General features: G+C 45.6%; 20 protein-coding genes. 10 read left to right on the top strand and 10 right to left on the bottom strand.

The window, feature by feature from the left end:
- Positions 1-100 precede the first annotated feature (100 nt).
- The 3 genes from DET62_RS03320 (at position 101) to DET62_RS03310 (ending at position 3,202) form a co-directional block, all read left to right on the top strand.
- Positions 101-997, top strand: a complete 897-nt coding sequence (locus DET62_RS03320) for a LysR substrate-binding domain-containing protein (protein ID WP_011233317.1) — start codon at positions 101-103, stop codon at positions 995-997.
- A gap of 824 nt (positions 998-1,821) precedes the next feature.
- Entirely contained in the window at positions 1,822-2,358 is a 537-nt protein-coding gene (locus DET62_RS03315; RefSeq protein WP_016341244.1) for a sigma-70 family RNA polymerase sigma factor, read from the top strand.
- The gene (locus DET62_RS03310) at positions 2,348-3,202 is read left to right on the top strand and encodes a hypothetical protein (protein WP_011233319.1); all 855 of its coding nucleotides are present in this window, start codon (positions 2,348-2,350) and stop codon (positions 3,200-3,202) included. The genes DET62_RS03315 and DET62_RS03310 overlap by 11 nt, the downstream gene beginning before the upstream one ends.
- Positions 3,203-3,395: 193 nt before the next feature.
- Here the strand turns inward: DET62_RS03310 and DET62_RS03305 are convergent, their stop codons facing one another.
- Positions 3,396-3,806, bottom strand: coding sequence for a helix-turn-helix transcriptional regulator (locus DET62_RS03305; RefSeq protein WP_034819211.1), 411 nt, complete (start codon positions 3,804-3,806; stop codon positions 3,396-3,398).
- A gap of 217 nt (positions 3,807-4,023) precedes the next feature.
- On the opposite strand from DET62_RS03305, the gene DET62_RS03300 reads away from it, so the two are divergent.
- The 5 genes from DET62_RS03300 to DET62_RS03280 all read left to right on the top strand — a co-directional run bounded on the left by DET62_RS03300 (position 4,024) and on the right by DET62_RS03280 (position 9,681).
- Positions 4,024-4,797: a type IV toxin-antitoxin system AbiEi family antitoxin domain-containing protein gene (locus DET62_RS03300; protein ID WP_034819209.1), complete on the top strand. Its 774-nt coding sequence runs from the start codon at positions 4,024-4,026 to the stop codon at positions 4,795-4,797.
- A 6-nt stretch (positions 4,798-4,803) separates the two neighbouring features.
- Positions 4,804-5,748, top strand: a complete 945-nt coding sequence (locus DET62_RS03295) for a nucleotidyl transferase AbiEii/AbiGii toxin family protein (protein WP_034819207.1) — start codon at positions 4,804-4,806, stop codon at positions 5,746-5,748.
- 96 nt (positions 5,749-5,844) lie between these two features.
- Entirely contained in the window at positions 5,845-6,195 is a 351-nt protein-coding gene (locus DET62_RS03290; RefSeq protein ID WP_034819205.1) for a helix-turn-helix transcriptional regulator, read from the top strand.
- A gap of 14 nt (positions 6,196-6,209) precedes the next feature.
- Complete coding sequence (locus tag DET62_RS03285) at positions 6,210-7,505, top strand: type II toxin-antitoxin system HipA family toxin (protein ID WP_110012918.1); 1,296 nt, start codon at positions 6,210-6,212, stop codon at positions 7,503-7,505.
- Positions 7,506-7,812: 307 nt separating this feature from the next.
- Positions 7,813-9,681: a CocE/NonD family hydrolase gene (locus DET62_RS03280; protein WP_110012919.1), complete on the top strand. Its 1,869-nt coding sequence runs from the start codon at positions 7,813-7,815 to the stop codon at positions 9,679-9,681.
- Between the two features lie 38 nt (positions 9,682-9,719).
- Here the strand turns inward: DET62_RS03280 and DET62_RS03275 are convergent, their stop codons facing one another.
- The 3 genes from DET62_RS03275 to DET62_RS03265 all read right to left on the bottom strand — a co-directional run bounded on the left by DET62_RS03275 (position 9,720) and on the right by DET62_RS03265 (position 11,547).
- Positions 9,720-10,037 carry a chaperone modulator CbpM gene (locus tag DET62_RS03275; protein WP_110012920.1) on the bottom strand — a complete coding sequence of 106 codons (318 nt, stop codon included), beginning with the start codon at positions 10,035-10,037 and terminating at the stop codon, positions 9,720-9,722.
- A complete protein-coding gene (locus DET62_RS03270; RefSeq protein WP_110012921.1) occupies positions 10,037-10,996 on the bottom strand; it encodes a DnaJ C-terminal domain-containing protein in 960 nt (319 codons plus the stop codon). The genes DET62_RS03275 and DET62_RS03270 overlap by 1 nt, the downstream gene beginning before the upstream one ends.
- A 134-nt stretch (positions 10,997-11,130) precedes the next feature.
- Positions 11,131-11,547 carry a YqaA family protein gene (locus DET62_RS03265; RefSeq protein WP_011233330.1) on the bottom strand — a complete coding sequence of 139 codons (417 nt, stop codon included), beginning with the start codon at positions 11,545-11,547 and terminating at the stop codon, positions 11,131-11,133.
- A gap of 122 nt (positions 11,548-11,669) precedes the next feature.
- Here DET62_RS03265 and DET62_RS03260 point away from each other — a divergent pair, with 122 nt between their 5' ends.
- Entirely contained in the window at positions 11,670-12,005 is a 336-nt protein-coding gene (locus DET62_RS03260; RefSeq protein WP_011233331.1) for a zinc ribbon domain-containing protein, read from the top strand.
- A gap of 31 nt (positions 12,006-12,036) precedes the next feature.
- On the opposite strand, the gene DET62_RS03255 is transcribed toward DET62_RS03260, so the two are convergent.
- From DET62_RS03255 to DET62_RS03230, 6 genes are all read right to left on the bottom strand, one after another.
- Positions 12,037-12,879, bottom strand: a complete 843-nt coding sequence (locus DET62_RS03255) for a methylated-DNA--[protein]-cysteine S-methyltransferase (RefSeq protein ID WP_110012922.1) — start codon at positions 12,877-12,879, stop codon at positions 12,037-12,039.
- Between the two features lie 158 nt (positions 12,880-13,037).
- Positions 13,038-14,126 carry a DUF2891 domain-containing protein gene (locus DET62_RS03250; RefSeq protein ID WP_110012923.1) on the bottom strand — a complete coding sequence of 363 codons (1,089 nt, stop codon included), beginning with the start codon at positions 14,124-14,126 and terminating at the stop codon, positions 13,038-13,040.
- 37 nt (positions 14,127-14,163) lie between these two features.
- Positions 14,164-16,326 carry a S9 family peptidase gene (locus DET62_RS03245; RefSeq protein WP_110012924.1) on the bottom strand — a complete coding sequence of 721 codons (2,163 nt, stop codon included), beginning with the start codon at positions 16,324-16,326 and terminating at the stop codon, positions 14,164-14,166.
- Positions 16,327-16,514: 188 nt separating this feature from the next.
- Positions 16,515-17,030, bottom strand: a complete 516-nt coding sequence (gene dps, locus DET62_RS03240; RefSeq protein ID WP_034819182.1) for a DNA starvation/stationary phase protection protein Dps — start codon at positions 17,028-17,030, stop codon at positions 16,515-16,517.
- A gap of 131 nt (positions 17,031-17,161) precedes the next feature.
- Entirely contained in the window at positions 17,162-18,250 is a 1,089-nt protein-coding gene (locus DET62_RS03235; RefSeq protein WP_110012925.1) for an NADH:flavin oxidoreductase/NADH oxidase, read from the bottom strand.
- A 140-nt stretch (positions 18,251-18,390) separates the two neighbouring features.
- The gene (locus DET62_RS03230; RefSeq protein WP_110012926.1) at positions 18,391-20,319 is read right to left on the bottom strand and encodes a hypothetical protein; all 1,929 of its coding nucleotides are present in this window, start codon (positions 20,317-20,319) and stop codon (positions 18,391-18,393) included.
- A gap of 232 nt (positions 20,320-20,551) precedes the next feature.
- Between DET62_RS03230 and DET62_RS03225 the strand changes: the two genes are divergently transcribed.
- Complete coding sequence (locus DET62_RS03225) at positions 20,552-21,400, top strand: TraB/GumN family protein (protein ID WP_110012927.1); 849 nt, start codon at positions 20,552-20,554, stop codon at positions 21,398-21,400.
- Positions 21,401-21,471: the final 71 nt, after the last annotated feature.

The raw sequence follows: 21,471 nt of genomic DNA, 5'->3' as shown, positions 1-21,471 counted from the left end.
TTGTTCTCCTCTTTAAACTGTTAGCGATGAGGGCATTTTACGTGGCTCTTTTTATTAAATATAATGATATTAACTAATTTTCACATGAGGTTTTTAGATAATGAGCCTTCCGCTTCGCTCCATCCATTATTTTGTTGAAGTTGCGCGTTGCGAGAGCTTTTCCCTGGCAGCAGAGCGCTTACATGTGTCACAAAGTGCCGTGAGTCATCAGGTGGCACTACTTGAAGGATATTTGGGTGATGATCTCTTTGTTCGGCGGGGCCGCAAAATTTTGTTAACAGCAGTCGGCGAGAACTATTTTAATGAAGTTGCTGGAGCAATTAACGCGATTGAAGGGGCGACTGCAAACGTCAGGCAATATGATACCCGGCAGGTAAAGCTGGCGGTGCATGGTTCGTTAGCGGTAAAGTGGCTGATACCGGCCCTCGATGAGTTCCGACAACGCTATCCTAATGTGGAATTGACGCTGCAAATGCTGACTCAGGATGGTAATTTTGATACCCAGTGGGCTGACTGCTTTATTACAACACAGCCGCCAGGCATGGGTTATCAGCGCTACCATTTGTATGATGAAACGTTAAAGCCCTATTGTTCAAAAGCATTATGGGCTGAGGCTCATCGGCTCGAAAGTGCGGGTGACCTCATTCAATATCCATTACTGTCAGCGATAAGCGCATTTGCCAGCGGCGAACCGGGAACCGACTGGCAGCGTTGGTTTAAAAAAGCCAACCTTCGGTTACCTGTGAGCGCTAGGGTTCACCACTTTAGTCATTTATTACTTGCTGCCGAGGCGGCTAAATACGGACAGGGAATTGCGCTGTTAAATGAGTTTATGACAACCGAGCAAGAGCGTGAAGAAAGTTTGTTTGAATTGCCGTTTCACAGTATTCAAACCGATGACAGTTTCTATTTTGTTTACCCTTCCAGTACCGCTAAAAGTCCCGGGCTTGAGTCCCTGGGCGATTGGTTGGTCGCTTTATGCCGTACACGGCATTAGTCTTGATACTTAACTTGTCAGCCTTAGCAATACTGGCCTCGAGTTCTCTCCATGTAGCGATGTGTCTCGAGCCTAATGGCAATGAGGAACCCAGAATTTATCTTGTAAAAACTGAGTGGGTAGAATCCAGGCGCTGCTAAGAAGCGCCCGGTAGATTTAAATTCCCAAAGTTACAGCATAAGTTAACATCAGTACCGAGAGTCCAATGAAGATAATACACAGAGGCAGAAACTGCATAGGGAGGTTTAGCTCCCTTTCAAGAGCACTTGCTCCTACCAAATTATAGGCGTTTTAGTTAATATTTAAACCACGGTGATTGCTAATCGACGCATAATTTAGGGTAGTGGTTATCTGGCTAACTATCCTTTTTTCCATACCCTTTTGTGGCAAGTTTTGCAGGGGTTGGAGATAAAACGCTAAAACATCTGGCTAAATGGCCTCGTTAAAATATTCCTGAGATCCCTATAGAACGTGGCCTGCACGGTTAGTAACTTCTCTCACCATTTAACGTCAGCCAGTCGCTATTTACTCCGGAGGCGGAGGTCACAGGTTCGACTCCTGTCGGGCGCGCCATCTTTTGAAGTTCTCGCATTGATAGTAACTATTAACTCAATTTCTCTTGTGTCCATTCTGTGTCCCAAATTATCTCCGACTACACGCTTACGATAACTTTGTTATTTTAGTAGGGCGTTTTACCCTTCATTGCTTTCCTAACTGTCAACAAAGCACAATTAACATATGCTGCTCTGAAAGAATTAAAAAAACGGTAATATTTTCGACAACTGGATCGTCTTTAAGTCGAGATGTGTTTTTGGAGAATGACATTGCAGCAACACAAAGCGAAAATATCTGACTTGGCACTGCAACACGGGAGGCTAGTCTTTCACTGCGCATATCGACTGTTAAGCGATACACACCTTGCAGAGGATGTGACTCAAGACGTATTTATTAAACTGTTTAAAAAATCTCTTAAAAGCATGAACGAGGTGAAAAACTGGCCTGCTTATTTAAAGTCTATGGCAGTTACCACAGCGATTGATTATCTACGTCGTAATAAAAGATTAGCGGAAGACGACTTGGAAAGCGTGCCTGAAAATGAAAGTGATACATCAAGGCACCCTTTGAACCAAGTTTTACGAGACCGTGATTTGATACTGTTCAAACAAGCCCTTTTGCAATTGACAGAGCAAGACGCTCACATATATTGCCTGCGTCATGTCGAAGGATACTCTTACCAAGAAATCGCCGAATTAATGCATGTCTCTAGCAATTCAGTCGGCGTATCCCTGCATCGCTCACAGCTAAAACTCTCCAGTATCGTAGGTAAATCAGAATATTTAGGAGCTCGTCATGAACACTAATCACGATTCTATTCAGACTATGCTTAATAAAGTTAAGGGACAAAAGCCTTCGGAACATGACGATATAGCAATGCAGTCCCGACTTCACGCTGCCATTGATGCACAAGACAACCCTGTAGATGAAGAAGAACCCGGCAACGGTATGATTCGTCTTTGGAGTTGGTTAAAAACCGCCTCACAACCAAAGCGATTTGGCTTTGCTGGAACGGCTGCCGCTTTGGTGCTAACCGCTGTGTTGATTATCACCACGTCGGTGAGCAAACCTGCATTTGCATCGGTGGTCAAGAAGTTAAGCGAAATCACCAGTATGGTGTACACAGGACAAATGCAGTCGGATGACCAAGTTATTATGACAGTAGAGGTTTTTTACCAATCGCCCAGTAAAATTAGGGTGGTCAACACACCGCTTCCAGACATTGAAGGTGCACCTTCAGTAGTGAACGTGATGGATACTAAACTTGGTAAGGGGTTAATACTCTTCCCTGAACGCAAAGTTGCCATGCCTATTAATTTTACGCCTGGTCAAAACGCGAAAGAGGCGCTGGAAAATGAGTTACTTGATTGGCACACGAAAATTTTAAATTACGACGGTGAAGTGAAGAGTGAACCAGGTGTAGTTATCGATGGAATAGAAACGACTGTCTTTACAGTGGAGCCTGAAAACATGAGATTGACTTTATGGGTCGATCCTAAGACTGAATTACCTATTCGTATAAGAGTAGAGACAATGGATGGACCGTATTTTGTTTTTGAGGCAGATGTGGCATTTAATGAAGCGATAGACCCTGAAATGTTCGACTTAGCGCCATCTGGCTATGAAATTATGGGAGCGGATTCGGAGTAAGCCAGGCTGTTGCCGAGCTCGGGCACTTGCGAATCGGCCGTGGCGCTACGGGGTTATAAACCATCAGTAATGCCCGAGTCGGCAACGGCAGAACGAGTATCCCAACTAAAATCCAGAAGGATACTTGCCAGAACATGTTTAACTCCCTTTACGTATAACGGTTCTTTTTCAACAGGTCTTTGCCTATTATTCTTTACCAAACTTTCCGGCTATCTGCTCTGTTTACCAATTTACTTATTAAGTAAGCAGCTAAGAAAAAAGCAGGCGTCGCAAAAATGTCTGGATGCATAATCCAGGTTGCCAGTCCCAGTAACACGCTTAAGTACTCGACCCAAACGAGTTTATTTCTTCTATTGACGCCAAACAAACTTAATTTGAACCAGACCGGTTGTTGCTTCCAGTATTTAGATTCTTTATCAATCACAGTAATTTCCTCCGTTAGCTTCGACACATCAACTTCGAATACAGAGGCCAGTGATTTAAGAGATTCCATACTTGCTTTATTGCCGCTTTCTATACGTTGAATTGTTCTTACACTCAAGCCTGACATTATCGCTAATTGTTCTTGAGACCAATTTTTACGTTCTCTCAATTTTTTAATCATTCAAATTCTCCTGGTATCTGTATTCAGGCTCAATGATGAAGCAACAACGTCGGTGTCGGTCACGAAATATACACGACAGACGGGCGACACTAACTGTAGTGGTCAAGAGAAGCTAACCACAGGTTTACGATTTTCCTGTGCCTTCAGTTTGACTAATTCATTATACACGTCAATAATTAACGTGTATAAAGTATATTGCAAACCAAAAGAGCATCACATGTTAAATCATGAAGCGGGCAAAACGCTAAAGCAAAAACTTCCTCTCGGTATGATAGCAACAAAGCGTTGGCTACAAGAGCAGGGCTTGAGTTTGCACTATATCGACAACTCCGTCCGACGAGGAGCTTTAATCGTTGCTACGCCCGGGGTCTATTATCGCGAAGAAGCTTACCCAACCTGGCAAGGTGTTGTGGCTTCATTGCAGCGAATAGCTACGTTCGCAGTCAATGTGGGGGGCCTGACAGCTCTAGAGTTAAATGGTGTAAGCCATTACGTAAATCAAAGTGGAAAACCTACGATTGGTCTATATTGTCCTGAGAAGCTGCCTGTATGGGTTGATAAAATTGGTGTGGAAGCTACTTTCGAATGGCATGGAACGAAGCGATTGTGGCCAGAATCACTCATGCGCGACCAGCGCGTTCTCCGTCCTTATGAATGGTCAAAAGGTTTGCCGGAAATAACGTATTCTTGTGTTGAAAAAGCTTATCTGGAAGTGCTCAACGAGGTACCTAAACATATCAGTTTTGAGCATGCTGATGCGCTGCTTCAGGGGTTGCATAACTTATCACCCCGGAAGTTAGATACGCTGCTAAAAAACTGCCTTAATGTCAAAGTAAAACGGCTATTCTTTTGGCTAGCGGAGCGCAATCAACAGCCCTGGTTTAAACGTTTAGTGTCAACAGACTACGATCTAGGCTCAGGTAAAAGAGCTATCGCGGTAAATGGTCGCCTGGAAAGCAAATGGCAGATCACGGTACCCAAGGAGATGTAAATTATCATGGATAGAAATAGCATTTATTATCGGCAGGTTCAGTTGCTTATGCAGGTGTTACCATTTGTTGCGGCTCATGACTGCTTTGCGCTCAAAGGCGGCACAGCGATTAACCTATTTGTCAGAGACTTTCCGCGACTGTCGGTTGATATTGATCTCGTTTTTCTACCTATGATGGATCGAGATGAAGCACTTAATACGATCACTAGTCACCTGGAGAAAATAGGTAAAAAGCTCACAGCCGAAATTCAGAATGTGACTGTCATACGCCCATTTGAAGTCAAAAAAGACGCGCTCCGTTTATTGGTGGAGCGTGAGGTTCGCGGTACAAAGGTTCAGATAAAGATAGAACTGTCACCCGTACTTCGAGGAACTGTCTACAAACCGACAACCTTGAGTGTTACTGAAGCGGTGGAAAATGAATTTGGCTTCGCAGAAATTTCCGTGGTTAATTTCGCCGATCTCTATGCTGGTAAGATTTGCGCCGCGCTCGACCGGCAGCACCCCAGAGATTTGTTTGACGTAAAACTACTTCTGGATAACGAAGGCTTCACTGATGATATTCGTAAAGCGTTACTTGTTTATATTGTCAGCCACCCCCGTCCTATTTCGGAGTTATTACGACCTCATTTCAAAGATATTTCCGAACTTTATGAGGGGGAGTTTAAATCGATGGCGGACATCGATGTCCCATTCGCGGAGCTTGTGGCTGCGCGTGGGAAAATTGTAAAACTCATGCATGCGGCATTTACTGACGAGGAGAGGTCGTTTCTTTTGACGTTTAAATCACGCAAACCGGATTGGTCATTACTCGGACTTGATGGTGTTGATCGGCTACCGGCGGTTAGGTGGAAGCTGAAAAATCTTGGAGAAATGAGTGAGGAAAGACATCGGAGAGCTTATAACAGACTTGTGGATGCACTCAATTCAGTGGGTTTAGTTACGAGATAATCCATATATGCATTATTTGACTATATTCCATATATAAACTAAATTTTTATATTCTCTATTTAGTATAAATGCCTATATTCTATATAAGGAATTAAAATGCGAATCACCACTCCCGGTTCCTTGGGTAAATATATAGCACAACGGCGACAGGAAGCTGGTTATAGCCAAATGGAATTAGGCAAACGGATTGGTAAAGATCAGCGTTTTATATCCCGTGTTGAGACCAAAACATCATCCATTACTTTCGCTAACTTAATGAAAGTAATGGCTGCTTTGAACATTCGGTTCGATATTTCTAATTCCGCAGATGACGGTTATGAAGTCTTAAATAGGGTCAGGAAAGCGTCTGTGGATGAAAATCTCCCGCAAACCAAGCATCGGCCTCTTGATGCGCTTAAGAGCAATCGTAGGCCTATTGTGATTCGAAAATCACCACCTAAAAAGTAAAAGGAAGATTCGTCATGCCAAGGCGCAAGGCTACACGAGAATTACATTGCGGGATTAATGGAATAAAAGTAGGAACCGTAAGGCGGAAAAGTGGCACCTTCGAGTTTATTTATGATGATGAATGGTTGGGAGCAGAATATGCGCATTCGATAAGCTTGTCACTGCCAATGACATCTAAACGACATACAGGCGAGCGCGTTCGTTATTTTTTTGATAATTTGTTGCCAGATAATGAAGAAGTTCGTCAGCAAATTGTTGATAGAATCGGCGCTTACTCAACAGACACTATGGATTTGCTATCAGCTATCGGGCGTGACTGTGTGGGAGCGTTATCTCTTTCCTTAACGGAAATACCTCCAGAACCATCTATGCAGATGAACCCGGTCGATGAGAATGAAATCAATGAGATTTTAAATCATGCGGTTACCGGGCATACCCTCGGAATGGGGGATGACGATACTTTTCGTATTTCTATTGCAGGAGCTCAGGAAAAAACAGCATTAACCTATCACCGTGGTCAGTGGCATCAACCGATAGGTAACACTCCTACAACCCATATTTTTAAAATGGCTATGGGAGAGTTACCTAGTGGCATAAATATGGAGCAAAGTGTCGACAATGAATGGTTTTGTTTACGCTTTATGCATCATTTAGGGTTTGATGTAGCGCACGCTGAGATAGAAGTTTTTGGTGAGCAAAAGGTACTTGTTGTCGAACGTTTTGATAGACATACGGATGAAGATGGTCAAATTTTAAGGATAAGCCAGGAAGATATGTGCCAGGCTCTGGGCAGAGCCGGGCAATCGAAGTATGAAGATAAAGGAGGCCCGGGCGCTTTTGAAATATCGGATCTGCTCGCAACAAGTCAGCAAGGTTTAAAAGATCAGCAAGTGTTTTTTTTGAGTCAATACGTATTCTGGTTACTGTGTGCTATTGATGGTCATGCAAAGAATTTCAGTGTTTATTTGGACGCTTCGGGTTATTGGTTAACGCCAATCTATGATGTCCTTTCAGCGTATCCAACCCTGGGTAAAATACAGCCGAAAAAAGCTAAAATGGCAATGAGGGTAAAAAGTAAAAACTCCCATTATCATTGGCATAAAATATTACCTCGGCATTGGCCTAATCATGCCAAATTTTCTGGCCTTTCCCCCGATATTGCTCAAGAATTAATTGGTGCGATAAATGAGGAGTTGCAGGGTGCTCTTGATAAAACCTGGGCTGATGCTCCCGACCACTTTCATCGGGAAACAGGTGAACAAATAACCAAAGGCGTTCTGGATCTAGCAAGGAAAAAACTGCTGATATGAACGATCTAAAAAGTTATTTGGAAGTGTTCCTTCATTAACCCAGAAGGATACTTGCCAATCATGGTGGCGTGTCCCGTGGCGCTCAAAGCTGGCTCCCCAATACAAGATGGCTGTAGCAGTCGATATTAACGCGAAGACAGAGAATTTTTGGGACTTCGGCGGCCTTCCCACAACTAAAACTTTGAACAAACACAAAACTTGCTACTGAGTGGTTTTGGATTTATAACAAAGAAAGGTCGAAAACGGCTATCCGCGGCATCCATTCGAGGTGGTAAACGAGTTAGTTCAATAATAAAAGGGACAGAACATGAAGGTTGTTATACGCAGCTTTTTGCTGGCTATATGTTTGCTGACGGTGAACTCCGCATTCAGTAAACAAAGTGTAGCGGATGAAAGGGAAGCCTATATCCGGGCTAACTACACCAAATATGAATATCAAATCCCGATGCGCGATGGCGTAAAGTTATTCACGTCGGTTTACGTACCCAATGATACCAGCAAATCTTACCCTATTATGATGCAGCGAACGCCTTATCGCGTTGCACCGTACGGGGTAGACGAGTATAAAAAACGTTTGGGGCCGAGCGAAGCATTTGAAAAAGACGGTTTTATTTTTGTCTTCCAGGACGTGCGCGGCAAGTTCATGTCGGAGGGGGATTTCGTCAACATGCGCCCGCAGGATGCCTACACTCGCGGAAAGAACGCAACGGATGATGCCACAGATACGTACGACACGATTGATTGGCTCGTAAGCAATATCGAAGGTAACAACGGGAAAGTCGGTATGTGGGGAACCTCTTACCCCGGTTACTACACGTCGGTGGCATCAATTAACAGTCACCCTGCGCTTAAGGCTATTTCACCTCAGGCTCCCATTGCTGATTGGTTCTTTGATGACTTTCATAGAAATGGTGCTTTCGTCACGCCCATGGCTTTCATATTTTTTGATACCTTCGATAAGCAGCGCGATGGCACCTTCGCTTACTGGCCTGAAGGTATGAAAACTGAAACGCCAGACGGCTATCAGTTTTTCAAAAATCTTGGGCCACTTTCCAATGTAAACGATAAGTACTTTAACGGCGAACGCCCATTTTGGAATGAGATTATTCAGCACCCCAATTACGACGATTATTGGAAGTCGCGAAATGTTTTACAGCACTTATCAAACACTAAGCCTGCCACGCTAGTTGTTGGCGGTTGGTATGATACAGAAGACCTTTACGGACCGCTTTATACCTATCAAACCATGTCAGACAACAATAAGAAGGATCATGTTCAACTGGTCATGGGGCCCTGGTATCACGGTCAATGGCAAAGCGAGCAGGGCGGTACTGAACTTGGAGAGGCTCATTTTGGTTTTGATACCAGTGCTTGGTTTCAAAGAGATGTGTTGCTGCCATTTTTTAAAGAGCACCTAAAAGGTGCTGATGAAGCCAATCTGACTAGGGCAACCATGTTCGAAACCGGCAGTAATCGCTGGCGTCATTTTGAAGCTTGGCCGCCTAAGGATACATCTAGAGAAACCCTGTATTTAGCGGATGACGAAAAAATCGTTGAGCAGGAAAACAATACGGGTAGCAGCGAGTACCTAAGTGACCCTAACAAGCCGGTTCCTCATTCTGCCGAAATCAGTCGCGGCTGGGATAGACCATACATGGTAGAAGATCAGCGTTTTACAGCGAGAAGACCTGACGTTCTGGTATTTGAGACCGATACGCTGGAATCGGACTTAACAATTGCCGGGGCCATCGACCTTAACCTATGGTTCGCTACCAATAAATCAGCGGCGGATATTGTGGTGAAGCTTGTCGATGTCTTTCCTTCCATTGATGAGAATACCAATAAGGCTGACATGGAGCGCGGGAACCGCCATGAGCTTGTGCGTTGGGGAGTGTTACGCGGGCGTTTTCGTGACAGTATGAGTGAGGCTAAAGCATTTGTCTCAAATCAACCAACTGAAATTGGGTTTGAGTTGTACGATGTTTTACATACGTTCAAACGCGGGCATAAGCTGCAGATTCAAATACAAAGCAGCATGTTTCCGTTTCTGGATATTAACCCCCAGAATTACGTTGAAAACATTTTTAATGCAAAAGAGAGCGACTTTACAAAGGCAACTCATAAAATTTATCACAACTCTGAGTATCCGAGTTCGATAAGCTTTAACGTGCTGTAATCGACTCCGACCAGACGTTTGATTTACCGGCGGCTCTTCTAAATTTTTCTATTGAGCCGTTGCTTCAACCTGTGGTTCTCAGCTTTTATCTGCTCAATTTCATCAAGCAGGTTTAGCACTAAATAGAGATCGGCCCAGTCTATATTTAGATCCCGGTTGAGACGCGCCGCCTTTTTTACTGTCATCACAGAGGTAACATGAAACATCCACTGACGTGGGTGTTCTCCGGTGACTGGTACCGCAATCTCATGCTCAATCAGCTCAAGCATGGTTTCGGCGCTGAGATTTGCAGACAGACAGAGCTCTTCGAAACTCAGGTGAAAATTGGGTGAGTACACTTGTTGTAAGGTTGTCATTATCTATCGCTCCATTCGCGACGAGGGTCAAAGGTTTCGCTGTCCGCGAGCTGAGCCCAAAGGGTCTTACTGTTTTCATTTAGTGAGGATGGCATCACAATCTTTATTGTGGCAATCAAATCGCCATTTGAGAGCTTCCCGACCAAGCCTTTGCCTTTTACACGTAAGCGCTGACCTGCCTGGCTGTTAGCTGGAATGGTTAGTTGAACTTTGCCAGAGAGCGTCGGCACCTCTACTTTAGTTCCCAATGCCGCTTCCCATGGCGCGAGCGGTAAGGTGAGCAAAAGATTATTGGCTTCCACATCAAATAATGGATGCGGAAGTAATTTGATGGTTAAGTAAGCATCGCCGCTTGGGGCGTTACCGTAAGCGGGGGCACCTTGTCCTTTTAGTCGAATACGTTCGCCATCTCGTGCGCCAGCAGGAATTTTTACTTTGAGCGATTTTTGTACCTGCTGCTGGTAACCTTGTTGGTCATAAACCGGAATAACGAACTCAATTTGTTTGGTCGTGTCGGCCAAGGTGTCTTCGAGCATAACCGGCCAGTCGAATTCAACATCAGCTCCTTTGGCTTGGTTGGCGTCCTCATACCAAGGTTGCTGACGATGTTGTTGGCGACTGCGGGAACCTGCTGCTCCAAACACTGAGTTAAAGAAGTCAGTAAAGTCCTGATTACCCATCGTACTATTATTAGTGTGATAGTTGGCGCTCGATTTCCTATTTTGATTGTTATAACCGCGTTTGCGAGCCTCGCACAAAGCATCATATTCAGCACGCTTTTCAGCACTATGTAATACTTCATAGGCTTGGGCTACGCGCTTAAAATTCTCGGCTGCATCTGGTAACTTGCTTACATCGGGATGATACTTTCGGCCGAGTTTGCGGTACGCGGTTTTAATTGCTTTACTATCGGCGGTCGGCTCTACACCCAGTACTTCGTAATAATCAATAAACTCCATTGCAAAGCCTTATGTTCGTATTATCGAACCTGAGTATAGCTTTAAAGAAAAATTTCGTCTGTGTTCACAGATTAAAAAAAACAGGTCACCGTTTTAGAGTGAATCCGGTAGGTGTAATGGTGCGATGAGAGTTATTAAAACAACTGCGTAATACCCAGCAAAATAGCGTAGCGGCCAGCTTTACTAATGAAAACCAGAATTAAAAATTGCCAGAAGGTTAATCGCAGCATACCGGCTATAAACGTAAGAGGGTCGCCAATGAAGGGAGCCCAGGCCATCAGCAGCGACCACTTACCAAAGCGTTCAAACCAGCGATGACCACGGGCAAGAGATTTTGGTTTGAACGGGAACCAGCGGCGATCCTGATACCGTACCAAAAAACGACCCAGAACATAGTTGACCACTGACCCCAGCGTATTACCGATTGAGGCCAGCCACCAGATTATCCAGACATCGTAATCCATGCGCTGGGCTGCCACGACCACAAACTCAGACTGAGCAGGCAGTATTGTGGCGGCCAGAAAGGCTGTCAGAAATATACTTAAATACATAAAATCCTATTACGTGGCACAGCTTATAACGGATGTCATCAGCGTAATGGAAATGACAAACACAAAAGTTTTTGACTACACTCAACAATGAACACTCATCAATAAAGCAGAGAGGTACCTCAATGGCATTTGAAAAATGTCCAAAATGTGAAGATCAGGTACTGGATAATAACTATAGCTGTCCTGCCTGTGGTTTTGTGAAGAGTGAAAAATCGGAGCAAGAGAACCAACCGGGCGAAAACAGCGCGATTACGTCTGAGAACACATCGAAAAGTTTGCAGATACAAGGTGTGTTATCGCTCGTTATTCTTATCGTGGGTGTGCTTTGGTTCTTTTTAACCTCAGAAGAATCTCAACAAAGTAACGAAATTAATGTGATACCTCTGGTTATGTTTATCGGCGGTCTTATCTGGTACATAGTGACGCGCTTTCGAATCTGGCGTTCGCACTCTTCTTAAATAAGGGCAATAACGCGGTTACCGAACGATGCTACTGCTCTACGGGCTCTTCGTGCAGGGACTCCCATGCCTGAAGCATTTCTTTCTTCGTTGAACCCCAGCGATACCCGCCCAAAGCACCGCTTTTCTGAATAACACGGTGACACGGAATTAGCATGGCAACAGGGTTCGAACCAACAGCATTACCAACCGCCCGAGACGCTTTAGGGTAACCTAATGCATTGGCAATTTGTGAGTAACTCGCCAGCTTTCCCGGTGGTATCCTCAATAAAGCTCGCCACACGGCTACTTGAAAATTTGTACCCATTACGTGCAATGACAAGGGGTTAGACTGCCCGTCTTTTAATCGACTAAACAGTACGTTAGCCACATAGTTGATCGCGTTGTCGTTTCTTACGAGCGAGGCTTTGGGCCAGTCTTTGCATAAATCAGTAAGTATCTCGTCAACAGCTCTGGAGCCCAAAAACTCAATGCGGCATACGCCCCGTGGAGTAATTGCGACAAATATCTTACCAAAAGGCGTTTCATTTACGCCGTATTGGATAGTAACTCCCTGGCCTTCGTTCTTGTATTCACCTGGCGTTACGGCTTCTAGCTTTACAAAGTGGTCATACAGTCGGGAGCCTCCGCTTAAACCCATGCTGAGGGAAACATCCATAAGAGAGCTTTCTCCCTTCAGCATTCGTTTGCTTCGCTCCAGCGTGAGGGCCTGCAGGAAGCGTTTCGGTGTGGTGCCTGCCCATTTACAAAACACCCGATGGAAGTGGAACGGACTGAGATGAACATGAGCAGCAACGTCTTCCAGGGTCGGCTGGCTCGATACATGCTCTGACATATAGGCCATGGCTTTTTCAATACGGATATAATCAGACATAACCATCACCTTTAGATACGATTAATTGATACACCACTATCCAGAAGTGGTAAAACCTAAAGCATCAGACGCTAGGAGTAATGCTGGCTGAGCTATTAATCATAGAAGGCTTTTTAGCTGATGCCGACCCGAAGCTTGCTCTTTAGCAAACCCAGCAATTACTGCTGGGCTTGATTTAACGCCTGAATAGCAAAGCTGCCAAGCCAGTGACCACCTTCGTAGCTATCGCCGATTAGATTAGGGTATGAGTGCGCCATATGCTTATCGGCTATTTTGCGTAAATGCCTGTACTGCGGGTATTGGTTAGCCAGCGCATAGAGGTTCCAGGCGCGGCTGAAATTTAAACCGTCCAGATGAACCAGTTTGCCATCGGTTCTGTCGCCAACTTCACCTACCGCCAGACTGAATTCTGGGTCAGCGAGTTGTGGCATAAAATCATCCAGCCAGGTTAAAAACTGCTGCTTCGGTAGAACGCGCTGCATTAAGCCAATTTCTTCCAGGCAGGGCGAAAGAAAGTCGTAGCCGCTGGGCTCCCAGCCTATGGGGCAGTTTTTATCTTCCAGAAAATAGTCTTTCGCGCGTTTGGCAATTAACTGCTGTAGTCCGGTGTGCTGCTGGTTAACGGCATAGTCGTAGGCGAAACTTAAGCCAAAGGCTGTGTTGGTATGCTCGCCCACACGCACCGGATAGACCAGCCGGGGTAAAAAGTTGATATAGCGCTCAACGATTAAATCGGTTAATGGTTGTAAGTTAGCGGCCAGTTCTTTGGCCATAGGGTCTTCCCATGAATGGAGCTCGTCAGACAGCTTTAACAGCCAGGCCCAGCCGTAAGTGCGCTCAAAGGAGTCATTAATATCTTTACTGAAAAAGTCGACTTCGCGCGCCACTTTTTCAGCGGTTAAATTACCTTTAAGTATGGCTTTGACTTCGTCGGCCTGTTCTAAGTTTGGAAACTGACGTAATAAAGTCACCATTGACCAATAACCATGAGCAGCGCTATGCCAGTCAAAGCAGCCATAAAAAATCGGGTGTATAACCGAAGGTTCCTTTAAATCATCGGCACTTCCCAGTATTACTCCCGTTTTGTATGGATAAGGTGTCTCGACACAATGCAGTGGTAGCTCCACCAGCTTATTCGCCTCGGACAAGGTTAGGCTGTGCGAAGATGTGTGCCCGGTGTCGGCAGCCTGAGTGAACAGACTAACCGACATAAGTAGGGCACTGCTTATAATGCCGCGAATATTCATAATGTTGCCTTATAGGTTCGAGACTGTGTGAACTGGCTCATTTGCTTTTCAGTAAATCGAGAAAGAAAGCATATTCCAGCGCTGTGTTTTGCAAGCGCTTAAAGCGCCCGGAAACACCGCCGTGGCCCGCTTCCATTTCGGTTTTAAATAACAGCAGATTATCATCGGTTTTATAATCTCTGAGTTTGGCAACCCACTTGGCTGGTTCGAAATACTGCACTTGTGAGTCAAATAGGCCGGTGGTTACCAGCAGGTTAGGGTAGTCCTGTGCGCTGATTTGATCATAAGGTGAATACGACAGCATATAGTCGTAATAAACTTTCTCTTTCGGGTTACCCCACTCGTCAAACTCGTTGGTAGTGAGAGGAATACTTTCATCCAGCATGGTTGTTACAACATCGACAAAAGGTACATGTGCCGCTACACCAAGGTATAGTTCCGGCGCCTGATTGATCACTGCGCCCATTAACAGACCACCAGCACTACCACCCATGGCGAAGACTTTATCCTTGGCGCCATAGCCTTGCTCAACCAATGCCTTAGTGACATCGACAAAATCATTAAAGGTGTTTTGTTTTGTCAGTTTTTTGCCGTCTTCGTACCAAGGGCGCCCCAGCATTTGCGAGCCGCGAATATGGGCTATAGCAAAGACAAACCCGCGATCCAGTAGGCTTAGACGGTTGCTGCTAAAGCTGGGTTCTGAAGTTGAACCGTAAGAACCGTAGCCATATTGATATAGTGGGTTGGTGCCGTCTTTTTTGAATTTATCCTTACGGTAAACCAGTGTTACCGGTACCTCAGCACCGTCCCGGGCGGTGACAAACAACCGTTCGGAAGCATAGTTTTCAGGCTTAAAATCGCCCACTACTGGCTGTTGCTTTAACAGGGCTTTATCCAGGCTGTTCAGGTCCACATTATAGTGGCTACCCGGAGTGGTCATACTGGTGTAGTAAAGGCGCAGCTCAGGGTTATCGGCTTCTTTGTTGCCATAAAAATACAGCGTGTAAGCTTTATCCCGGAAGGAAATCTCTTGCTCATCACCGATGTTTAAATTACGTACAAACACCTGTGTCTGGCCACGCTGGCGCTGTTTATAGACCAAATGCTGTTCAAAAATCTCAATGTCTTCCAGTCGTGTATCTTCTTTATGTGGAATGACTTCCTGCCATTGCTGCTTATCGCCGAGCTCATCAGCACTTACCCGCATCAGACGGAAATTCACAGCGTCCAGATTGGTTAATACATAATAAGCATCGCCGTGTTTGGCGATGCTGTATTCCAGGCCGTCTTCCCGTGGCACAAAGGGAACAGGTTTGGCGTTGGGATCATTGGCATCAATTAGTGATACGGCTTTTGACTCTGTCGCATCATGGACAATATAAATTTGAGAGTCATCTTTACTCTTGCTGATGCCGGTGTAAAAGGTTGTGTCTTCTTCTTCGTAGACCAGTTCATCTTGTTGCTGTTCGGTACCCAAGGTATGACGATAGACTTGATAGCCGAGCAGGGTTTCTGGGTTTTTCTTTATGTAGTAAAAATGCTGTCCGTTGTTGCCCCAGACTATACTCCCCGACGTATTTTTGATTTCATCCGGTAGTAATTCACCGGTCTTCATATCCTTAAGTTTAATTTCATACATACGGCGGCTAACGGTATCTTCACTATAGGCAAGAATCGCATCGTCCGGGCTAACTTCAAGGCTGCCTACGGAGTAATAATCTTTACCTTCAGCAAGCTCATTAACATTTAACAAAATTTGCTTGTTGGTACCGGAAAAATCTGTACTGCGAACGTAAATCGGGTATTCGTTATCGCCGCGCATTTCTGTTGAGTAATAGTAGTCGCCGTCACGTACTGGTACGGAGTTATCATCTTTGGCTATGCGGCTTTTCATTTCTTCAAACAGCTTTTGCTGCAAATCTTCCGTGTGAGCCAGCATCTCATCCGTATAAGCGTTCTCTGCCTCAAGATAAGCCAGTACTTTAGGGTCTTTACGTTCATCGTCCCGCATCCAGTAATAATTATCGATGCGGGTATCACCATGAATGGTCATTTCATGAGGGACTTTTTCTGCTACCGGAGCTTCAACGCCTTGTTTAGAGGTCGATGAGCTGGTATCGGTGTTTTGATTCGCGGGAGAGCAGGCCTGCAATAATGCAGCACTTAATAAAGCAATATACAGTGGGCGAAGCTTTTGCATGTGGGGATCTCGTTATGATTATTATTTTTAATTCAAATGATATTAACAAAGTTATAATTTGTTAGCTATATCGGGGCCCCCCGCATTGATAGGCAGTTCTTAACTGCAGTAGCCCGGCCTTAAAAGCAAAAAAGCCCAGCAACATCGTTGCCGGGCTTCCAGAGTGGTTTGCTAATTGTAAAAATTAATTAGCTTTTGAGTTCACCCGACGCCGACTCGATATGAGCGCGGACAAACCACTGGAATTGCTCAAGCTCGGCAAGTTGGCCGGTGAGCATGTCTTCCGAAACCGGGTCCAGTTCAGCGAGCTTATTGAGTGCGTCTCTGTGGTCTTTATTTACACCGTTGTACACTTTATCAAGTGCAACCAGATGCTCAGTGACCAGACCTCTGCCTATCGAATAGTCTTTCCATGAACGGCGATCCACAATTGACTGAGGGGTACCGGCGGGCACGCCGCCCATAGTGGCGATTCGCTCTGCGATGGTGTCGGTCATTTCACGAATGCTATCAACCTGCGGGTCCAGCATTTCATGTACGCCAATAAAGTTTGGACCAACCACGTTCCAGTGAACATGTTTAAGCGTCAGTTGAAGGTCAAGCAGTGCGACCAGGCGGTCGTCGAGCAGTGCTATAGCGTCTTGGGCAGACTTGTCTTTAATCCCAGGGGCGGTGAATTCAGCTGTTTTATCACTTGTATTCATTATTCCTCCTGTTATTTGTTCATCACCCCTTTATACGCGTAAACCGACTTAATGGATCTCGGCGCTTAATAAGCAAAGGCAGCCACCGTATAGGGTGACCGCCTTTGCTTGAGCTGCGAGCAACTTATTGCCTAGTAGCGTTCAAGCCAGTGTGCATAAGGTGCAGGTAATACCCAAGAAGGCTTCTCGACACGCATTGCTTTGGCGGCGTCGTAAGGCCAGTGAGGATTCGATAAATGAGCACGGCCAACCATGACCAAATCCAGTTGCCCTTGTGCAACAGTGTGTTCTGCCAACTGAGGTAAATCAATGCCCCAGGCGGAAGCCACTGGAATATCCGCTTCTTTACGAATGCGCTCCGCGATAGGTGCCATAAAGCCTGGGCCCCAGGGTATGTTGGCGTTTGGCGTTGAGAAACTGATACTGACATTTAAAAAGTCCAGTCCCTCAGCTTTTAGCAACTGAGTCAGCTTGACGGATTCCTGCATTTGCTGTTCGTCATTGCCATCAAATTCAATCACGCCGAAGCGCGCGGTTAGCGGGAAGTTATCTGGCCATACTTGTTTTACCGCACGAACTGTCTCTACCAGGAACCGGGCACGGTTCTCAAACGAGCCACCGTATTCGTCAGTACGCTGGTTAGCATGAGGAGAAAAGAAGCTCTGCCCTAAGTAGCCATGAGCAAAGTGCAGTTCAAGCCATTCAAACCCTAAGTCACGAGCTCGTTCCGCAGCGGAAACAAAGTCATTTTGCACGCGTTTTATGTCATCCAGCGACATTTCTTTCGGTTCGCGAGGCAAGTTTGCGCCAAAAGCGACAGGAGAAGGTGATATTGGTTGCCAGCCTTTAGCATCATTTTCAGCTATATGATCGTCACCGTCCCACGGGCGGTTTGCGCTGGCTTTGCGTCCGGCGTGACCAATTTGAATACCGGCAACGGCGCCTGCTTTTTTAATATTTTCGACAACAGGTGCAAAAGCTTGTGCCTGGTCGTCGTTCCAGAGACCGGTGCAGTTGGGAGTAATGCGGCCTTCAGGAGAAACCGCAGTGGCTTCGACAATGACTAAGCCGGCACCGCCACGCGCCAGGCTGGTGTAATGGCTTAAGTGCCAGTCGTTAACGACACCTTCTTCAGCCATATATTGGCACATTGGGGGAACGGCAATGCGGTTACGCAAACGTGCGTCTTTTAACTCGAACGGTTGAAATAATGCGGACAACTTAAGTACTCCTGTTATTTACTTCGCGTGCTGTAAAAGCAATTTTGAGGCACCTATACTAGCTCGTACGCTAGCTTTAGATAATTAGAAATAATCTATCTCCACCATCGAAAAAATGAATCAAACGAATGCCGCCCTGACTAACCTTTCTGCTCCCGTGTCTCGACATCCAGGTTGAAGTCGACGACTTTCGTTTCGCCGCGATACCAGAGCTCAATACTTTCAGGCTGCCCGTAATAATAGAACACATGCACCGGTTCGCCGTCTTCGCGCTCAAGTAGAATAACGTTTTCAAAGGGCTGTAGGTATTTTTGCTCTGCGTTCTTCGCGAAAATTCGGTTGCGAAGTTTTGTGTTCAACCACGTACCGTCCAGGGTTTCTTCGGGAGTAAACACGCTGTAGTCAACGACAAGTCGGTTGTCGTCTAAGCGCATACCATCGGGTAAATTGTCGGCACTGTATCTTTTCTTGACAATATCCGGTGCTGTTAATAGCGGAATGCGGGCTTCAATACGGGCGGGCGACTCCGGCATATACTCAGGGGTATACGCAAAGCCATATGTGGTGAAACTGAATACCTCATCTTTGTCGCGTGTTAGCTCAATGGTTTCGTCTGCGTCATCGAAAAACTTCACCATTTCGGTCAGTATCACTCGCTTAAATTTGGGCTCTAAGTTGAAATGGTAGCGCTCTGAACTGCTGATAAAAAGCTGGCTTTGTACCGGCGGGTATTTCAGATAGATTCGTTCTGTGTGTTGATACTCCGGAAGGTGACGACTTTTTTCATAGCGAATATCAATAAGCTGCTTCATTTCTTCTTCGGTTAAATCGACTCGTCGTTTTGGCCTTTCATCATAAACCGGGCCTTCCAGGTCGATATCAGGCAAAGTGCTCAAATCAATTTCATCACTGTTTCCTTGCTGACCAAGGAAATGAATTGGAATTTCAATTTTGTGGGTTACTTTATTGGTGGTTTTCTTACGAGGCAGCAAAGTCACTCGTGCGGTAGCCACAGGTCCCATGAAGGAAAAGGCTTTATGCAGAACGCGGCCTTCGCCCACTGAAAGTTTGTCATGTAAGTTATTGCCCTCGGTGCGTACGGTTTCTGCATCAACTTCGCCCCGCATGGCCCGTTCTATAATTTCGTCAAGCCATTCACCCATTCGTTCGTGATAATCAGACCGCAGTGTCGTATCCATTCGTAGTTGAAGTTCGCGCTCTGTCGGAGAGAGGGCTTCGCCGATAATGTCTTCGTCCCGCAGCGGCATTGCCTGGTCATCCGGTACTTCAATTTTTATGTCGTAGTTAAAATCACCGGCCTTAACCAGAGTGACAGAGTATCCGCGCTGCTCTAGAGTTTTGCCAACATCGCTTGCTTTAAACTCAAACTGAAGCACATCTTTTGGTAACTCAGTTTCAACGTCGCCGAGCAGTTTAACGGGTTGTGGGTCGTCTTCGGTACGTGGTTCTTTGAAATAAAAGCGTTCCGGGTCGTAACGAATTTCATCGGTTTGGGCAACCCAGTCTAATAGGTCTGGTAGGGCTTTAACGTCTCCGTTATCCATAACTACCTGGGTAAACTGCAGCTGACTTCTAAAGGGAAAAGCAAAAGGTTCACGGACCTGAAACCACTGACCCTCGCGTGAAGCGGTGGAAGCCACAAAATTGTTACGGTAAATATCCAGAAGCTTTTGTGGACTTTCGTAGTCTTTCAGTCGTTTAAAGCGGTCGGCGGTGTAGGGGCGACCTAAAGGGCCAATATAAGAAGCCTTGAAAGGCTCAACATAAAAGTACTGCGCAGGTTTTTCATCGAATTTTATCGTTCTGTAAATGTTCCGGTGGGCTATAAATTCTTCACCTTCCAGAGCTTCAAACAAAGCTTTATCTTCAATGGTTTGGATTTTTTCCTTACGCTCTTTTCTCTTTTGCTGTAACTCAGCCAAAGCCGCTTCTTTTTGCTCCACACTCAGTACCTCTCTTGCTGAATAACTGTCGTTACTGTTGCAGCCCAGCGTAATAGCGCTCGCTGAAAGCGCGCCAATAAGCAACAAAATCCCTTTTTTATTCATGACAGTACCTAATCTGTTTTACTGATAGCTGTACCAGCTGGCGCTAAAAATTCTGTTCGTTTAAAGCATGACCGCTAAGAGTACCTGTTAAAGCGCACAACTTTAAGTTAAGGATTTGTAAAAACACAGGCTAGCGGTGGGCTTTACTCGTTAGCTGGCTGATGAGCGCTATAGAGTTGTCGTATACTGGTAAATATGAGACTACTGCTACAAAAATAGACCGGAGATAACCATGCTGAAGTTGAAAACGATACTCATCAGTTTTGTATTGTGTTTATTGAGTACCTCCGCGCAGGCTGAAATCCTCTACAAGGTGACAAAAGAAGACCAGACTATTTGGGTTTACGGAACGCTGCACGCCGCCAAAAAAGACGCCATAATCCTGTCTGAAACGGCAAAAAACGCACTAAAAAACAGTGAAACTGTGTGGTTTGAGGTACATCCTGAAAAGCTGGGAAGTGCTCAGCCTTTGTTTATGCAGCATGCCCGGCGCTCCGAGGGTAAGTTATCTGACTCGGTTGATAGCGAAACCTGGCAGCAGCTCACTACGTTGGCAGAAAAGTATGGTATGAACGCCAGTGCGTTAGAACAGCTCAATGCCTGGTTTGCACAAATTGTCATTGTTTCGCAAGCCATTGCGCAATCCGGTTACACCGCCGAAGGTGGCTCTGAAGGAAAACTGTTTGAGTTGGCAAAAAGCTCGGACATACCGGTTAAAGGGCTAGAAACCGTCGAGCGGCAAATTGATGCTTTACGCGCGGCTCAAAGTGAATCTGGTGAGGGGGAATTGCTGGAGCAGACGCTTGCGGAAGTGGAAAAAATTGAAGAGGTTTTTGCCGATATCCAGAAGACCTGGCTCGAGGGTGATCTTGATAAACTCACCCACTACTTAAACCAGAACCTACCTCCGAAGGCGTTAGACGAGCTGATCACGAAACGTAACAATGAATGGATAACAAAACTCGCTAAGGTAAATGAGTCTGATACCGTATTCGTGGCCGTTGGGGCGGGGCACCTTGGTGGTCAGCAAGGCGTGCTTGAGCAGCTTGAAAAGCAGGGCGCCGATATTAAAAAAATGTAGGAGATAGTCGCCATTACAGCTGGTTAACGACGTAATCAAACTGTCATTTAAAGTCAGTACTATTGCCTGTT

The sequence above is a fragment of the Idiomarina sp. H2 genome, from assembly GCF_004364275.1.
GTDB classification, from domain to species: domain Bacteria; phylum Pseudomonadota; class Gammaproteobacteria; order Enterobacterales; family Alteromonadaceae; genus Idiomarina; species Idiomarina loihiensis.
Note: the sequence above shows the minus strand (reverse complement) of the source record. Positions and strands in the feature narration are given on the sequence as shown.

What these genes read in the sequence shown, in the direction of transcription:
- DET62_RS03320 (WP_011233317.1), top strand. Translation starts at nt 101, where the DNA reads ATGAGCCTTCCGCTTCGCTCCATCCATTATTTTGTTGAAGTTGCGCGT.
- DET62_RS03310 (WP_011233319.1), top strand. Translation starts at nt 2,348, where the DNA reads ATGAACACTAATCACGATTCTATTCAGACTATGCTTAATAAAGTTAAG.
- DET62_RS03305 (WP_034819211.1), bottom strand. Translation starts at nt 3,806, where the DNA reads ATGATTAAAAAATTGAGAGAACGTAAAAATTGGTCTCAAGAACAATTA.
- DET62_RS03300 (WP_034819209.1), top strand. Translation starts at nt 4,024, where the DNA reads ATGTTAAATCATGAAGCGGGCAAAACGCTAAAGCAAAAACTTCCTCTC.
- DET62_RS03295 (WP_034819207.1), top strand. Translation starts at nt 4,804, where the DNA reads ATGGATAGAAATAGCATTTATTATCGGCAGGTTCAGTTGCTTATGCAG.
- DET62_RS03290 (WP_034819205.1), top strand. Translation starts at nt 5,845, where the DNA reads ATGCGAATCACCACTCCCGGTTCCTTGGGTAAATATATAGCACAACGG.
- DET62_RS03285 (WP_110012918.1), top strand. Translation starts at nt 6,210, where the DNA reads ATGCCAAGGCGCAAGGCTACACGAGAATTACATTGCGGGATTAATGGA.
- DET62_RS03280 (WP_110012919.1), top strand. Translation starts at nt 7,813, where the DNA reads ATGAAGGTTGTTATACGCAGCTTTTTGCTGGCTATATGTTTGCTGACG.
- DET62_RS03275 (WP_110012920.1), bottom strand. Translation starts at nt 10,037, where the DNA reads ATGACAACCTTACAACAAGTGTACTCACCCAATTTTCACCTGAGTTTC.
- DET62_RS03270 (WP_110012921.1), bottom strand. Translation starts at nt 10,996, where the DNA reads ATGGAGTTTATTGATTATTACGAAGTACTGGGTGTAGAGCCGACCGCC.
- DET62_RS03265 (WP_011233330.1), bottom strand. Translation starts at nt 11,547, where the DNA reads ATGTATTTAAGTATATTTCTGACAGCCTTTCTGGCCGCCACAATACTG.
- DET62_RS03260 (WP_011233331.1), top strand. Translation starts at nt 11,670, where the DNA reads ATGGCATTTGAAAAATGTCCAAAATGTGAAGATCAGGTACTGGATAAT.
- DET62_RS03255 (WP_110012922.1), bottom strand. Translation starts at nt 12,879, where the DNA reads ATGTCTGATTATATCCGTATTGAAAAAGCCATGGCCTATATGTCAGAG.
- DET62_RS03250 (WP_110012923.1), bottom strand. Translation starts at nt 14,126, where the DNA reads ATGAATATTCGCGGCATTATAAGCAGTGCCCTACTTATGTCGGTTAGT.
- DET62_RS03245 (WP_110012924.1), bottom strand. Translation starts at nt 16,326, where the DNA reads ATGCAAAAGCTTCGCCCACTGTATATTGCTTTATTAAGTGCTGCATTA.
- dps (WP_034819182.1), bottom strand. Translation starts at nt 17,030, where the DNA reads ATGAATACAAGTGATAAAACAGCTGAATTCACCGCCCCTGGGATTAAA.
- DET62_RS03230 (WP_110012926.1), bottom strand. Translation starts at nt 20,319, where the DNA reads ATGAATAAAAAAGGGATTTTGTTGCTTATTGGCGCGCTTTCAGCGAGC.
- DET62_RS03225 (WP_110012927.1), top strand. Translation starts at nt 20,552, where the DNA reads ATGCTGAAGTTGAAAACGATACTCATCAGTTTTGTATTGTGTTTATTG.